A 15,650-nucleotide genomic window follows, 5' to 3' on the forward strand; every position below is an offset into this window, starting at 1 on the left:
CCCGTGGTCCCCATGACAGGCCAGCCGCGGCTCCTGGTCCTGGACGGCCACTCCATGGCTTTCCGTGCCTTCTTCGCCCTGCCCGCGGACAAGTTCTCCACCATGAACGGGCAGCACACCAACGCCATCCACGGCTTCACCTCCATGCTGATCAACCTGATCAAGGAGCAGCAGCCCACGCACATCGCCGTGGCCTTCGACGTCTCCGATGAGACCACCCACCGCAAGGCCCAATACAGCGAATACAAGGGCGGCCGGAACGAGACCCCCCGCGAGATGAGCGGCCAGATCGACCTGATCGCGCAGGTGGTGGAGGCCTGGGGCATCAAGACCATCAAGCTGCCGGGCTACGAGGCGGACGACATCCTCGCCACCCTGGCCGCCATGGGGGAGAAGGCCGGCTTTGAGGTTCTGCTGGTCTCCGGCGACCGGGACGCGTTCCAGCTCATCACGGACAACGTGTTCGTCCTGTATCCCAAGAAGGGCGTCAGCGACATCCCCCGGATGGACGCCGCTGCCATCGAGGCCAAGTACTTCGTCAGCCCGTCCCGGTACTCCGACCTTGCCGCCCTGGTGGGGGAGACGGCGGACAACCTTCCCGGCGTGCCCGGTGTCGGCCCGAAGACCGCGGCCAAGTGGATCAACCTCTACGGCGGACTGGAAGGTGTCCTGGAACGCCTGGACTCCATCGGCGGGAAGGTGGGTGACGCCCTGCGCGAGAACGTCGAAAACGTGAAGCGGAACCGAATGCTCAACCAGCTCCACACGGACCTGGAGCTTCCCGTCACGCTTGACGACCTGTACCAGCCCCGCCCGGACCAGGCAGCCCTGGAAGACCTGTTCGACCAGCTCGAGTTCAAGACCATCCGCAGCCGGCTCTTCGCGCTCTACAGTGAAGAGGACGCGCCCGCCGCGGAACGCGAAAGCATCGACGCCCCGGACTACACCACCCCCGCAACCGCCGCCGAGCTGGAGGCGTTCCTGGCCGCCGGTGCAGGGCAGCGCTCGGCCCTCGCCGTGGACCTCATCCCGGGACGGATCGGCGAGGATGCTGCGGCCGTGGCCATCGTCCGCGACGGTGCGGCCGCCTACATCGACCTGTCCGGCCAGGATGCCGAAACGGAGAACTTGCTGGCCCGCTGGCTGCGCGACCCCGAAGCGCCCAAGGTGATGCACGGCTTCAAGGCCGCCCTGAAGGCGCTGACGGCCCGCGGGCTGGAACTGGAAGGCGTGGTGGACGACACCTCGATTTCCGGGTACCTCATCCAGCCGGACCGCCGCTCCTACGAGCTGGACGAACTCGCCCAGCACCACCTGAACGTCGGAATTTCCGCGGCCACCGGCAAAGCCGGCCAGCTGGAACTGTCGTTTGACGGGGACGATACCGCCGCCGCCGACGCGCTCGTCCAGGCAGCCGCCGTCGTACTCTCCCTGAGCCGGTACTTCGAAAGGGAGCTCAAGGAGCGCAAGGCGGAGGAGCTGCTGTCCACCCTGGAGCTGCCCGTCAGCCGGGTCCTGGCGGACATGGAGCTTGCCGGCATCAGGATCGACATGGACCGCATGGATGAACAGCTCGCCGACCTCGCCCGGGTCATCGACCAGGCCCAGGAGCAGGCGTTCGCAGCCATCGGCCACGAGGTCAACCTCGGTTCACCCAAACAGCTGCAGACGGTCCTGTTCGACGAACTGCAGCTGCCCAAGACGAAGAAAATCAAGTCCGGCTACACCACCGACGCCGCGTCGCTGAAGAACCTGCTGGAGAAGACCGGGCACGAGTTCCTGGTCCAGCTCATGGCGCACCGGGAGGCGGCCAAGCTCCGGCAGATGATTGAGTCGCTAAAGAAGTCGGTGGCGGAGGACGGACGCATCCACACCACCTACGCCCAGAATGTGGCCGCCACCGGCCGCATCTCTTCCAACAACCCCAACCTGCAGAACATCCCCATCCGCAGCGAGGAGGGCCGCCGGGTCCGCGGGATCTTCGTGGTCAGCGACGGCTACGAATGCCTGCTGTCCGCCGACTACTCGCAGATCGAAATGCGGATCATGGCGCACCTGTCCGGCGACGAGGGCCTGATCCAGGCGTACCGCGACGGCGAGGACCTGCACCGCTTCGTTGGCTCCAACATCTTCCACGTGCCCACCAGCGAGGTCACCAGCGCCATGCGCTCGAAGGTCAAGGCCATATCCTACGGGCTCGCGTACGGCCTCACCTCCTTCGGCCTGTCCAAGCAGCTGGAGATCTCCGTGGACGAGGCCCGCACCCTGATGAAGGACTACTTCGACCGGTTCGGCGCGGTCCGCGACTACCTCCGCGGCGTGGTGGACCAGGCGCGCGTGGACGGGTACACCGCCACGATCGAAGGCCGCCGGCGCTACCTGCCGGACCTCACCAGTACCGACCGGCAGCTGCGGGAAAACGCGGAACGCATCGCCCTCAACAGCCCCATCCAGGGCTCGGCCGCGGACATCATCAAGCGCGCCATGCTGGGAGTCCACGCCGGACTGCAGTCCCAGGGGCTCAAATCCCGTATGCTGCTGCAGGTCCATGACGAACTGGTCCTCGAAGTCGCCACCGGGGAACGCGAGGCGGTGGAGAGGCTGGTCACGGAGCAGATGGCTGCCGCGGCGGACCTCAGCGTGCCCCTGGAAGTCCAGATCGGCGTCGGTCCCAGCTGGTACGACGCCGGCCACTGACCGCCAGCGCGAGTCGAACGGGGGCGGGGCGATGGACAAATACGACGTCCGGAGGCAGTTCAAGGAGCTGTACGCGCCCCGCACCCGTGATTTCGAGGTGGTCACCGTCCCGCCGTTCCAGTACCTGATGGTGGACGGGCAGGGAAACCCGGGCACTGCTCCCGCCTACGCTGCGGCGCTGGAAGCACTGTACTCGGTGTCCTACGCCATCAGGTTCGCCAGCAAAAGCGCTGGCCGGGACTACGCGGTGGGACCGCTGGAAGGCCTGTGGACCGCGGACGACCCCCAGGCTTTCACCACCCGTGACAAGGACAGGTGGAAGTGGACCATGATGGTTCCGCAGCCCGACTGGATCGGCCACGCCGAACTGCACTCCGGCGTGGCCAAGGCGGCTGCCAAGGGGGTTGCCGGGCTGGACGCAGTGCGGCTGGAGACCCTGGACGAAGGCCTGTCGGTACAGATCCTGCACATCGGCAGCTACGACGACGAAGGGCCTGCCCTGCACCGGCTGCACAGTAAATTCATGCCATCCCACAGGTACGGATTCGCGCCGCACCACGAGATCTACCTCAGCGACCCCCGGAAAGTGGCGCCGGAAAACTCCGGACCATCCTGCGCCAGCCCGTCCGCCCGCTCTGAACGTGATGCCCGGCTGTTTGCGCTGGTCAGGCGCCGGATGGATTGGCTAGGCTCGGACGAATGGGCGATCTGAGCGGCAACTATGAAATCCGGCGCTTTGGCGCGGTCTCAAAAGGCAACGACGGCTATGAGGAAGCCGCCATGTGGTCCCGGGCGGTGTCATTCGGTTTCCACGAGTCCACCCGCACGCCCGAGCACGTGGAAAAGGCCCTCGCCACCTACCAGGTGGATGGCCGCGTCCTGACGGGCGCCTACCAGACCGGCGGCGTGGCTCCTGGATCCCTGCCCGCAGAAGTTCCCGTGGCCACGTTCGCGACGCTCCGGAAGACCCTGAACATCGGGTTCGGAAGGACACTGGAGACGCAACTGGTCACCTCGGTGACGGTGCGTACCTCGCACCGCCGGCGGGGCCTGCTGCGGCGGATGATGAGCGAGGACCTCAGGCTCGCGAAGGAGGACGGCGTGGCGATGGCCGCACTCACTGCCTCCGAGGGGTCCATTTACGGAAGGTTCGGCTACGGGGTGGCGAGCTTCGAGCGCTCCCTGAAGGTTGACACCACCACCCGGTTCACCCTGCAGCACCAGCCCACCGGCTCCGTGGAGGTTGCCGACCCCAAGGCCCTGCTGGAGCTGGCCCCGGTGGTGTTCGACCGCGTGCACCGGCTGACGCCGGGGTCCATCGGACGGCAGGAGTGGTACCGGCAGCTGGCGTCCGGGTCACTTGGACACGACGGCAAAGAGGACCCCGCCGTCAAGGTGGCGCTCCACTACGGGCCCGGCGGTGACGTGGACGGCTACGTCTCGTACAAGTTCCTTGGTTGGGACACCAAGCCCTACACAGTGGAAGTGGTGGACCTGCTGGCGGCCACAAACGACGCCTACCTCGAACTCTGGCAGTTCCTGGCGGCGATCGACCTGGTGGAACGTATCACCTGGGGCGAAGCTCCACTGGACGACCCCCTGCCCTGGGCCCTCACGGACCCCCGCTGCATCGACTCGTCGGACAGCAGGGACATGCTCTGGCTCCGGATCCTGGACGCCGCCGCGGCCCTCGAGGCCCGGCAGTATCCGGCCGACGGCAGGCTGATGCTGGACCTCGATGACCCGCTCGGGCTCACCGCGGGAACCTGGGTCCTGGCAGTCGAGGGGGGCCGGGCCGCCGTCGAACGCCTCCCGGAAGGCACCCCCGCGGACCTGGCACTGGACGTCTCCGCGCTTTCCTCCATCTACCTCGGCGGTGTCTGCCCGGTGACTTTAGCGGCGGCAGGGAAGATCCGTGAAAACACTGAAGGCGCGGCGCTGCAGGCCCGCCAGATGTTCGCGGTGGAGCGGGCCACCCACTGCCTTACCCACTTCTGAGGGGGAGGGGTACCTGCTCGCTTTTGCCCTTGTTGGCGGCGGCGACTAGAATAAACGGACGTGTACCACGTGCACGTTCTGTAAAATCCACAAAATCAGGATGACCCGGAGGATCCGTCGGATTCACCGCGAATCGCGCCTGCGTTCCATAACGCGGGCGCGCCGGTTTGCCTGACCGACTAACTATCCACAACGGAGCCCCTACTACATGACCATCACCTCCACCGAGAAGCCCGGTACCCCCGTAGTCGCCATTAACGACATCGGTACCGCTGAGGACTTCCTCGCAGCAGTCGACGCCACCATCAAGTACTTCAACGACGGAGACCTCGTCGAAGGTACCGTCGTCAAGGTCGACCGCGATGAAGTCCTGCTCGACATCGGTTACAAGACCGAAGGTGTCATCCCCTCCCGCGAGCTGTCCATCAAGCACGATGTTGATCCCGGAGAAGTTGTCTCCGTCGGCGATCAGGTCGAAGCCCTGGTGCTCACCAAGGAAGACAAAGAAGGCCGTCTGATCCTCTCCAAGAAGCGTGCTCAGTACGAGCGTGCCTGGGGCGACATCGAGAAGGTCAAGGAAGAAGACGGTGTTGTCACCGGTACCGTCATCGAGGTTGTCAAGGGTGGTCTTATCCTCGACATCGGCCTGCGCGGCTTCCTGCCCGCATCCCTCGTCGAGATGCGCCGCGTGCGCGACCTGGCTCCGTACATCGGCCAGCAGATCGAAGCCAAGATCATCGAGCTGGACAAGAACCGCAACAACGTTGTTCTGTCCCGCCGTGCATGGCTCGAGCAGACCCAGTCCGAGGTCCGCTCCACCTTCCTCAACAAGCTGGAAAAGGGCCAGGTCCGTCCCGGCGTCGTTTCCTCCATCGTCAACTTCGGTGCCTTCGTGGACCTGGGCGGCGTAGACGGCCTGGTTCACGTTTCCGAGCTGTCCTGGAAGCACATCGACCACCCGTCCGAGGTTGTCGAGGTTGGCCAGGAAGTCACCGTCGAGGTTCTCGAGGTGGACCTGGACCGCGAGCGCGTCTCCCTGTCGCTCAAGGCTACGCAGGAAGATCCGTGGCAGACCTTCGCCCGCACCCACGCCCTGGGCCAGGTTGTTCCGGGTAAGGTCACCAAGCTCGTTCCGTTCGGTGCGTTCGTCCGCGTCGAAGACGGCATCGAAGGCCTGGTCCACATCTCCGAGCTCGCTGTCCGCCACGTTGAGCTGGCCGAGCAGGTTGTTTCCGTTGGCGACGAACTGTTCGTCAAGGTCATCGACATCGACCTCGAGCGCCGCCGCATCTCGCTGTCCCTCAAGCAGGCCAACGAGGGCGTCGACGCCGACAGCACCGAATTCGATCCCGCTCTGTACGGCATGGCCGCAGAGTACGACGAAGAGGGCAACTACAAGTACCCCGAGGGCTTCGATCCCGAGTCCAACGAGTGGCTTGAAGGCTACGAGAACCAGCGCGCCGCCTGGGAGCAGCAGTACGCTGACGCCCAGACCCGCTGGGAAGCCCACAAGAAGCAGGTTGCCCAGCACGCTGCCGACGACGCTGCTGCTGCAACGTCCGGTGACAGCGACTCCGGCGCCACCAGCTACTCCTCCGAGCCTGCTGCCGCCGACACCGGCGCCGGCACCCTGGCTTCGGATGAGGCTCTTGCCGCCCTGCGCGAGAAGCTGACCGGCAACTAATTGCCGCCGGCCCGGATTTCCGGGCTGACACAATGGGCCCCTGCGGAAGCAGGGGCCCATTGTGCGTTAACCGGCGGATTGAAGTTCGACGACGGCGAGGACAGTTCCGTCGTTTTCGGGCTGCAGGTGCCCGCCCGCCGACTCGAGCAGATGCTGCGCCGCTCCGTTGCCGGCCAGGGTGCGGGCGATCACCCGGGAGAGTCCTGCCTTCCGGGCCTCAGCCAGCACCAGGTGCAGCGCGGCACTTCCGATTCCCCGGGACCGGAAGCTCCTGCCCAGCCAGATGCCCGTCTCAGCCACAGCCCCGTCTTCAGGGCCAGACCCACGGTGCCCCGGTGCGAGGCGGCGGAGCCGGATGGATCCGGCCAGGTCCCCGCCGCAGAGGATGCCCCAGGATTTTTCGCCGGCCTTTCCGTCCAGGCCTTCAGCCGCCGCCCGGTGGTAGCTGCGGAACCACGCGGTGCGTTCCGGGTTCCAGCCGGGCCCGCCCAGCGGGGGAGCCACCTCGTCCGGTGATGCGTCCCGCTTGGCGAGCGCCAGGAGCGACTCCATGACGGCGTCGTCCACGTCCACCAGGGACACGTCAGGCAAGCGCGACATCCACCCACTCCGTTCCCTCGGTCGCCAGGCCAACGCCGCCGGAAGTCAGCACCTGCAGCCGTTCCGCGGCGGCGGCGATCGCATCCGCATTATCGGCAACGGCGAGGCGCAGGACCGTGTCCTTCGCGCCGTAGCTGGTTTCGGCCATCACGAAGCCGGCAGCGCGGAGGTCGTTTTCCAGCCTGCCGGCTGCCGCATGGGGTACCGCCGCGGAACAGATGCGCAGCCGGCTGCGCCGTACCAGGGGCACCAGTGACAGTGCTGAGGAGACCGATTCTGAGTAGGCACGGACCAGGCCTCCAGCCCCGAGCAGCACGCCGCCGAAATAGCGCACGACGACGGCGCTGACGTCGCTGAGGTCCGCCACTCCGGGTGCCGTCTCCCTCTTGGACAGGGCTTCCAGCATCGGTATTCCGGCCGTCCCGGAGGGCTCGCCGTCGTCGTTTGACCGCTGTATGTCCCGATCCGGTCCGATGATGAAAGCGGAGCAGTGGTGCCGTGCGTCGTGGAACTCCCGGCGGAGGCCTGCCACCAGGTCACGGGCATCCTCTTCGGTGCCTGCCCGCCGGAGGACGGTGATGAAGCGTGAACGCTTGATCTCCAGCTCGTGGCGGAAGTCCGGACCCGCGGCCAGGGTGGTGTAGGACGCCGCCCTGCTCTCTTGCTCATGCACCCGCCCCAGTCTAGTCAGGCGGGATAGGGTGGGAGCCGTGCTGAAGATCGGGTTGACCGGCGGAATCGCCTCAGGGAAGTCATTGGTGGCCGGGCGGCTGAAGGAGCTGGGCGCCGTGCTGGTGGACGCGGACGCGCTGGCCCGTGAAGTTGTGGAGCCCGGTACGGAGGGGCTGGCCAGGATCGTGGCCGAGTTCGGTGCGGAGATGCTCGACGACGGCGGGCGGCTGGACCGTGCCCGTCTCGGCGCGGTGGTCTTCGGGCAGCCGGAACGCCTTGCCGCCCTGAACGGGATTGTTCACCCGCTTGTCCGTTCCCGCGCCGCGGCCATCGTGGCAGCTGCTGCGGACGACGCCGTGGTGGTGCAGGACATCCCGTTGCTGGTGGAGACTGGCCAGGGGAGCGACTTCCACCTGGTCCTGGTGGTGGACGCCCCGGAGGACATGCGGGTGCAGCGGATGCTTGAGTACCGGGGCATGACCGCGGAGGCCGCCCGCTCGCGCATCCAGGCCCAGGCGTCCCGGGAGGACAGGCTGGCCGCCGCAGACGTGGTCCTGGACAATTCGGGCAGCGTCGCGGAACTGCTGGAGCAGGTGGACCGGCTCTGGAAAGGACGCCTGCAGCCCTTTGCGCTGAACATCGCCCAGGGGGTCCGCGCCGGCCGGCAAGGTGGACCCGTCCTGCTCCCGTCCCGCCCGGAATGGCCGCAGGAGGCACGGCGCATCATGGCCCGGATCCGTGCCGCCCTGTCCCGCCAGGACGCGGTGGACGTCAACGGCCTCAGCCTGGAGCACATCGGTTCCACCTCGGTCCCGGGCCTCGACGCCAAGGACGTCATCGACCTCCAGCTCGCTGTCCCTGACCTGGCCGCGGCAGACACCCTTGCGCCGCTCCTGTCGGCCGCCGGGTTCCCCTTCGTTCCGGGCAGTTCCGCCGATGCACCCAAACCGGGCCATCCGCGGCCGGAGGACTGGTACAAGCGTTTCCATGCCAGCGCCGACCCCGGCCGCGACGTGAACCTGCATGTGCGGGCTGCGGGGTCGCCCGGATGGCGGTTCGCCCTGTGCTTCCGGGACTGGCTGCGCGCCGATGCCGGCGCCGCCGCCGGTTATCTGGCCTTCAAGCGGCGGCTGGCCGCCGAGCATGCCGGCGACGCAACCACCGAAGGCTACGCGGAAGCCAAGGAGGAGTGGTTCCGGAATGCGGAAGACCCCATGGAACGGTGGGCCGAAAGCGCAGGGTGGCAGCCGCCGTCGTGCGCGTCCTGACCCCTGCGAAACCCGCTGCGCTGTTCGCCCGTAACGGACTCGGCCCGTTCTGTCGGTGCCCGGTTGTAGATTAGATCCATGAGCCTTGCGCAGGATATAAACCGTGTTGTAGCGCCGTTTGAGGTCATCAGCGAGTTCAAGCCTGCGGGTGACCAGCCGGCCGCCATAGCGGAGCTGACGGAGCGCATCAACAACGGCGAGAAGGACGTGGTGCTGCTCGGCGCCACCGGCACGGGCAAGAGCGCCACCACCGCCTGGCTCATCGAGCAGGTCCAGCGCCCCACCCTGGTGATGGTCCAGAACAAGACCCTCGCCGCGCAGCTGGCCAACGAGTTCCGGGAGCTGCTGCCCAACAATGCGGTGGAGTACTTCGTCTCCTACTACGACTACTACCAGCCTGAGGCGTACGTTCCCCAGACGGACACCTTCATCGAGAAGGACTCGTCCATCAACGAGGAAGTGGAGCGGCTCCGGCACTCCGCCACCAACGCGCTGCTGACGCGCCGGGACGTTGTGGTGGTGGCCACGGTCTCCTGCATCTACGGCCTGGGCACGCCGGAAGAGTACATCGCCGGCATGGTCACGCTCCGCAGGGGACAGGAAATGAACCGGGATGCGCTGCTGCGCAAGTTCGTCTCCATGCAGTACGCGCGCAATGACATGGACTTCCACCGCGGCACGTTCCGGGTCCGCGGCGATACCGTCGAGATCATCCCGATGTACGAGGAACTCGCGCTCCGGATCGAGTTCTTCGGGGACGAAGTGGAGAACATCTACACCCTGCACCCCGTCACCGGGGAGGTCATCCGCGAGGAAACGGAGATGTACGTCTTCCCGGCATCGCACTACGTCGCCGGCCCGGAACGCATGAGCCGCGCCATCAAGTCCATCGAGGACGAACTCGCGGACCGGCTCGCAGTCCTGGAGGGGCAGAACAAGCTGGTCGAGGCGCAGCGGCTCCGGATGCGGACCACCTACGACCTTGAAATGATGCAGCAGATGGGATTCTGCAACGGCATCGAAAACTACTCCCGCCACATTGACGGGCGGGCCGGCGGCACCGCCCCGCACTGCCTGATCGACTACTTCCCGGACGACTTCCTGCTGGTGGTGGACGAATCCCACGTGACCATCCCGCAGATCGGTGCCATGTACGAAGGCGACATGTCCCGCAAGCGGACCCTTGTGGACCACGGCTTCCGGCTCCCGTCCGCCATGGACAACCGGCCGCTGAAATGGGACGAGTTCCTGGAACGGATCGGCCAGACCGTCTACCTGTCCGCCACGCCCGGCAAGTACGAGCTCGGCAAGGCGGACGGCTTCGTCCAGCAGATCATCCGGCCCACCGGCCTGGTGGACCCCGAGGTGATCGTCAAGCCCACCAAGGGCCAGATCGACGACCTCCTGGGCGAGATCAGGACGCGCGTGGAGAAGGACGAGCGCGTCCTGGTCACCACTCTGACAAAACGCATGGCGGAAGACCTCACGGACTACCTCCTGAGCCACGGCGTGAAGGTGGAGTACCTGCACTCCGACGTCGATACGCTGCGGCGCGTCGAGCTGCTGCGCGAGCTGCGGCTGGGCAGCTTCGATGTCCTGGTGGGCATCAACCTGCTCCGGGAAGGCCTGGACCTTCCGGAGGTGTCCCTGGTGGGCATCCTGGACGCGGACAAGGAAGGCTTCCTGCGGTCCTCCACGTCCCTGATCCAGACCATCGGCCGCGCGGCCCGTAACGTGTCCGGCCAGGTCCACATGTACGCGGACCGGATCACGGACTCCATGGCCAATGCCATTGATGAAACCAACCGGCGCCGCGCCATCCAGGTGGCCTACAACACTGAGCACGGCGTGGACCCCCAGCCGCTGCGGAAGAAGATCGCGGACATCACGGACCAACTGGCCCGGGAAGACGCCGACACCAATGCGTTGTTGGGCAGCTTCGACTACGGCAAGGGCAAGCGCGGGATCACCGGGGCAACCAAGGCCGGGGCCAAGAAGGGTGCTGCGAAGGTCCGTTCGGACGGCCTCGCGGCGGCCCCGGCAGAGGACCTGGTGGGGCTCATCGAGCAGCTCACCGAGCAGATGCACGGCGCCGCTGCCGAACTGCAGTTCGAGGTGGCCGCCCGGATCCGCGACGAGGTCGGCGAACTGAAGAAGGAACTGCGGCAGATGCAGGCGGCAGGCCACGCCTGACCCGGCGCCAGGGCGTCACCCAACGTAAGCCGGGAGCGGCAACGCTCCCGGCTCATGTACAGTTAACGTCACGTAGGGGAGTATCCCGAGCGCTACGATCGTCAACACGCAGGGCATGGTTGCCCGGCCGGGCGTAGCGGGCCGCCATCTCAGCACCAAGTGCGCAGGCAGGCCGGAGAGACTTACACCGCATCTCTGTACCCTGCGAAAGGCTACCCTGTGCTCGAATTGCCCGTGTGGTTCGAAGTCGGCTCTTTTGTCGTCCTCGGCCTTATCCTCCTGATCGACCTTCTCCTGGTGGTCCGCCGGCCCCACGAACCATCCATGAAGGAAGCCGGCCTCTGGGTAGCGTTCTACGTCAGCCTTGCGCTGGTGTTCGCCGGAACCATGTTCGCTTTCACCGGCCCGGAATACGGCGGCCAGTTCGTGGCCGGCTGGGTGACGGAATACAGCCTCAGCATCGACAACCTGTTCGTCTTCATCATCATCATGGCCCGGTTCTCGGTGCCCCGGAAGTACCAGCAGGAAGTGCTGATGGTGGGCATCATCATCGCCCTGATCCTGCGCGGCATTTTCATCCTGCTGGGCGCCATGGTGATCGAGCAGTTCAGCTGGGTGTTCTACATCTTCGGCGCCTTCCTGCTGTGGACCGCCTGGAAGCAGGCCCAGGACGAGGGCGAAGACGAAGAAGACCGTGAGAACCCGCTGATCGCCAAGATCCGCAAGGTGATCCCCATGTCGGAGAAGTTCGACGGCAACAAGCTGCGCACCACGGTGAACGGCAAGAAGGTCTTCACCCCCATGCTGATCGTTTTCATCACCATCGGCCTCACGGACCTGCTGTTCGCCGTCGACTCCATCCCGGCCATCTTCGGACTGACCCAGAGCCCGTTCATTGTGTTCACGGCCAACCTGTTCGCCCTGATGGGCCTGCGCCAGCTGTACTTCCTGCTGGGCGGCCTCATGAACCGCCTGATCTACCTGAAGCACGCACTGTCCTTCATCCTGGCATTCATCGGCGTCAAGCTGGTGCTACATGCCATGCACGTGAACGAGCTGCCGTTCATCAACGGCGGCCAGCACATTGAATGGGCTCCCGAGATCCCCACGTTCGTGTCCCTGGCCGTCATTGTCGGCACCATCGTCATCGCGGTGATCGCCAGCCTGGTCAGCTCCAAGGCCAAGGAAGCGCACCTGGATCCGCGCCTGGAAGAAGACGTCCGCAAGAGCCACAGCGACGTCGACTAAAGGCTTCCAGCCTTCTATCAGCAGCAGTCCCGGCCACGCGAGCGGCCGGGACTGCTTCTTTTAAATTGACCCCTTTAGGAGGCCACCGGCGGGGACTATGCTCTGTCCATGGCCCCCACGGTGATAACCGACAACGATGTGCGGCGGGTGCAGCGGCGTACCGTCGCCCTGCTGGCCGCCGCCCAGGTCTTCGGCGGAATCGGCACGGGGGCAACAGTTTCGATTGGTTCGATCCTCGCTGTGGAGCTGTCCGGCTCCAGCGCGTGGGCGGGAGCCGTAGCAACGGTCATGACCCTGGGGGCAGCGCTGTCCGCGCTGCCGCTCGCCTCGCTGGCGGACCGCAGTGGCCGCCGGATGGGCCAGGTGGCCGGCCTCTCGGCTGCCCTGGCCGGTACGGTGCTCATGGTGCTGGCCGTGGTCACTGGAATCTTTGTCCTGCTTGTGCTGGGCGCGGCAGGCATCGGGGTGGGCACCGCAGCGAACCTGCAGGCCAGGTTCGCCGCCGTGGACCTCGCCGAAGCGGAACACCGGGGCAGGGCGCTGTCCACCGTGGTGTGGGCCGTGACGGTTGGCGCCGTGGCAGGACCCAATCTGATCCAGCCCGGCACGGTGGTGGGTGCGGCGCTGGGGCTGCCAGCGGTGGCAGGACCGTTTGTGATTTCCGGCGCCGGGCTTCTGGTGGCCACCCTGCTTGTCCTCATCGGACTCCGGCCGGACCCGCTGCACCTCGCCCGTGAAGTTGCGGCCCGCCAGCTTGCGGAACGTGGGCCGGCAGCCGCCGGCGCTGCGGCGGCTGCCGCCCCGGGCGGGCCCCGGCCGGGGGGCTCATTGGCACGCGGGATGCGCGCAATCCGGGGTTCCCGCACTGCGCTGCTGGCCGTCGCCGCCGTCGTCGGGGCCCACGCCGTCATGGTGGGCGTCATGTCCATGACGCCGCTCCACCTGCAGCACCTCGTGGAAGGACCCGCGGCATCCCATGCCGGCCATACGGCATCTGGTGATGTGCTGGTCATCATCGGCTTCACGATTTCCCTGCACATCGCCGGCATGTTCGCGCTGTCACCGGTGATGGGCTGGCTAACGGACAAAGCTGGCCGGACCGAGACCGTCATGATCGGCTGCATGCTGCTGATCACCGCCGTCCTCGTGGCGGGGTTCGGGCAGGGCTCCACCGCAGCCGTCGCCGTCGGCCTGGTGCTGCTGGGCATGGGCTGGTCCGCAGCGACTGTCTCCGGGTCCACCCTGCTGGCCGAGAGCGTCGGACAGGAGTCCCGGGTGGTGGTGCAGGGTGTCTCGGACATGCTGATGGGCGCAGCGGGGGCGGTGGGCGGCGCTGTCTCCGGCCTTGTGCTCAGCTGGACCGGCTACCTGGGGCTGAACATGCTGGGCGGCGTGGTGGGCGCCCTCGTCCTGGCCGTAGCGTTCCTGACCCGGGTGGCGGGCCGCCGGGCGTCAGCGGCGGCCTGACCTCACCATCCCAAGCAGCCGGTTGAAGATCCCCTCGCCGTCATCGGCGATGCCGTCATGATGGAAATCCCCGGTCTCCCAGACCTCGAGCCCACGGACCGCGGCGGCCGTTTCCAGGGACAGCTTCCGGTCCACATAGATGTCCTCGGAATACACGGCTGCCGCCACCGGCACCCGGTTGGCGGCAAGCTGCCGGATATCGTAGAGCGGCCGCCAGTCCTGTTTCGCGGCGAGCAGCCCGGCCACCTCCCGGAGGGGCTGCAGGGCAGGATCCTGCTCGAAATACCAGGGGTAGACCATTTCGCCGGTCAGCAGCAGGGGCTCGGCGTCAGGCCGGAATTCGGGATACTCCGCCAGTACGCGCCAGGCCGACCAGTCTGTTGCCTGGCCCTGCCCGTAGATGGATTCATGCATCAGGGCATAGAGCGGGTTGGACCGGCGCGAGACGATTCCCTGCATCTGGTCAAGGAAGGGATCGGAGAGCCTCGGCCCGGCCGGGGTTCCGGTGAACGCATCCTCCAGCAGGTAGTGCAGGCTGTCCACCCTGGTGTTGCCGCCAAGGAACGCACCCAGCATCTGGAGGCGCTCCACGGTGAGGGGACCGCCGTCGGGCAGGAACTCCGGCGTGGTCCGCAGGTGGCGGGCAATCCGCTCCACCATAGTGCGGTCTTCCGGGTACCAGCTGAAGTACTCGGCGTTCCGCGCCGCCACCCGCTGGAAGGTGGCGCGGTAGACGTCGTCGGCAGGACCGGTCAGGGGAGCGAGGCCGCCGGTGATGAGGACCTCCTTCAGGCCGCCGGGGGCAAAGGACAGGTAGGTCAGGGCACAGAAACCGCCGTAGCTCTGCCCGAACACGGTCCAGGGTTCCGAGCCCAGCGCTTTCCTGATCAGTTCTGCGTCAGCAACGATGGCATCGGCCCGGAAGTGCTCCAGGTACGCGGCCTGGTCGGCCGCAGACCCGCGGAGCGGCAGGGTGTTGCGGTCCACGGGGGTGGACAGTCCGGTGCCGCGCTGGTCCAGCATCAGTATCCGGAACTCTTTAGCGGCGGCCTTGCCCCAGCCGCCGAGGGAGCCGAACCTGTTCCCGCGGCCGCCCGGGCCGCCCTGCAGGAACAGCAGCCAGGGCAGGTTCTGCGCCTCGTCCCCGCTGTGGGAGGCCGAGACATACTCACGGGCGAAGACGGTGATGGCCTCGCCGTCCGGCGCGGAGTGGTCAAGCGGCACGGTGAAGTAGTGTTCCACCGTGCGCATGCCCCGGAATTCGTGCCGGGCACGGACCTCGTGGCCTGCTTCAGCCATGGGCCGCTGCGGGGACGGGGGCGGATGAGGCGCTGCCGAACTTTTCGAGGGCGTCGCCGGTGAGCCTGAAGGTTGACCACCCGTCCATCGGGCGGGCGCCCAGGCGGCGGTAGAAATTGATGGATGGCTCGTTCCAGTCCAGGACGCTCCACTCCACCCGGGCGTAGCCGTTTGCCACCGCTATGGAGGCAAGGTGCTGCAGGAGGGCCTTGCCGTGGCCCTCGCCGCGCGCCTCCGGGCTGACGTACAGGTCTTCCAGGTAGATGCCGTGCACGCCTTCCCAGGTGGAGTAGTTGAGGAACCAGAGTGCGAAGCCCTGGACGTCTCCGGCCTCGTTCTCGGCCATGGCGGCAAAGACGCGCGGGTTCTCGCCGAAGAGGACCTGCCGCAGCATCTCGGGAGTGTTGCGGACTGCGTCCGGTTCCTTCTCGTAGTGGGCCAGTTCGTGGATCATGCGAAGGATCGCGGGCACGTCGTGTTCGGTGGCGGGGCGGATAACACTCATTGTCCGAGCTTACCGCCGG

Annotated in this window: 12 protein-coding genes; 8 read left to right on the top strand and 4 right to left on the bottom strand. The window is 66.6% G+C overall.

What is annotated here, in order from left to right:
- The first annotated feature begins 54 nt into the window (after positions 1–54).
- The 4 genes from polA (at position 55) to rpsA (ending at position 6,379) form a co-directional block, all read left to right on the top strand.
- The gene (gene polA / locus AC5RT3_RS17010; protein ID WP_494124743.1) at positions 55–2,697 is read left to right on the top strand and encodes a DNA polymerase I; all 2,643 of its coding nucleotides are present in this window, start codon (positions 55–57) and stop codon (positions 2,695–2,697) included.
- 31 nt (positions 2,698–2,728) lie between these two features.
- Complete coding sequence (locus AC5RT3_RS17015) at positions 2,729–3,409, top strand: GyrI-like domain-containing protein (RefSeq protein WP_494124724.1); 681 nt, start codon at positions 2,729–2,731, stop codon at positions 3,407–3,409.
- Positions 3,397–4,695 (top strand): GNAT family N-acetyltransferase, encoded by a 1,299-nt coding sequence (locus AC5RT3_RS17020; RefSeq protein ID WP_494124725.1) that lies wholly within the window; start codon positions 3,397–3,399, stop codon positions 4,693–4,695. Before AC5RT3_RS17015 ends, AC5RT3_RS17020 begins: the two co-directional genes overlap by 13 nt.
- Positions 4,696–4,903: 208 nt before the next feature.
- Positions 4,904–6,379 carry a 30S ribosomal protein S1 gene (gene rpsA, locus AC5RT3_RS17025; RefSeq protein WP_009357636.1) on the top strand — a complete coding sequence of 492 codons (1,476 nt, stop codon included), beginning with the start codon at positions 4,904–4,906 and terminating at the stop codon, positions 6,377–6,379.
- A gap of 66 nt (positions 6,380–6,445) precedes the next feature.
- On the opposite strand, the gene AC5RT3_RS17030 is transcribed toward rpsA, so the two are convergent.
- Positions 6,446–6,979 carry a GNAT family N-acetyltransferase gene (locus AC5RT3_RS17030; RefSeq protein WP_494124726.1) on the bottom strand — a complete coding sequence of 178 codons (534 nt, stop codon included), beginning with the start codon at positions 6,977–6,979 and terminating at the stop codon, positions 6,446–6,448.
- The gene (locus AC5RT3_RS17035; RefSeq protein WP_494052256.1) at positions 6,963–7,652 is read right to left on the bottom strand and encodes an IMPACT family protein; all 690 of its coding nucleotides are present in this window, start codon (positions 7,650–7,652) and stop codon (positions 6,963–6,965) included. The genes AC5RT3_RS17030 and AC5RT3_RS17035 overlap by 17 nt, the downstream gene beginning before the upstream one ends.
- Positions 7,653–7,689: 37 nt before the next feature.
- On the opposite strand from AC5RT3_RS17035, the gene coaE reads away from it, so the two are divergent.
- The 4 genes from coaE to AC5RT3_RS17055 all read left to right on the top strand — a co-directional run bounded on the left by coaE (position 7,690) and on the right by AC5RT3_RS17055 (position 13,827).
- On the top strand, positions 7,690–8,919 hold the full coding sequence (gene coaE / locus AC5RT3_RS17040; RefSeq protein ID WP_494124727.1) for a dephospho-CoA kinase: 1,230 nt from the start codon (positions 7,690–7,692) through the stop codon (positions 8,917–8,919).
- A gap of 78 nt (positions 8,920–8,997) precedes the next feature.
- A complete protein-coding gene (gene uvrB, locus AC5RT3_RS17045) occupies positions 8,998–11,112 on the top strand; it encodes an excinuclease ABC subunit UvrB (RefSeq protein WP_494124728.1) in 2,115 nt (704 codons plus the stop codon).
- 219 nt (positions 11,113–11,331) lie between these two features.
- Positions 11,332–12,360 carry a TerC family protein gene (locus AC5RT3_RS17050; protein WP_494009059.1) on the top strand — a complete coding sequence of 343 codons (1,029 nt, stop codon included), beginning with the start codon at positions 11,332–11,334 and terminating at the stop codon, positions 12,358–12,360.
- Positions 12,361–12,468: 108 nt separating this feature from the next.
- A complete protein-coding gene (locus AC5RT3_RS17055; protein WP_494124729.1) occupies positions 12,469–13,827 on the top strand; it encodes an MFS transporter in 1,359 nt (452 codons plus the stop codon).
- Here AC5RT3_RS17055 and AC5RT3_RS17060 read toward each other — a convergent pair.
- Together AC5RT3_RS17060 and AC5RT3_RS17065 are read right to left on the bottom strand one after the other, a co-directional pair.
- Positions 13,813–15,126: an alpha/beta fold hydrolase gene (locus tag AC5RT3_RS17060; protein WP_494124730.1), complete on the bottom strand. Its 1,314-nt coding sequence runs from the start codon at positions 15,124–15,126 to the stop codon at positions 13,813–13,815. The genes AC5RT3_RS17055 and AC5RT3_RS17060 overlap by 15 nt on opposite strands.
- Positions 15,119–15,631: a GNAT family N-acetyltransferase gene (locus tag AC5RT3_RS17065; protein ID WP_494052262.1), complete on the bottom strand. Its 513-nt coding sequence runs from the start codon at positions 15,629–15,631 to the stop codon at positions 15,119–15,121. Before AC5RT3_RS17065 ends, AC5RT3_RS17060 begins: the two co-directional genes overlap by 8 nt.
- Between the last annotated feature and the right edge of the window lie 19 nt (positions 15,632–15,650).

The organism is Arthrobacter sp. Y3221159 (assembly GCF_059089885.1).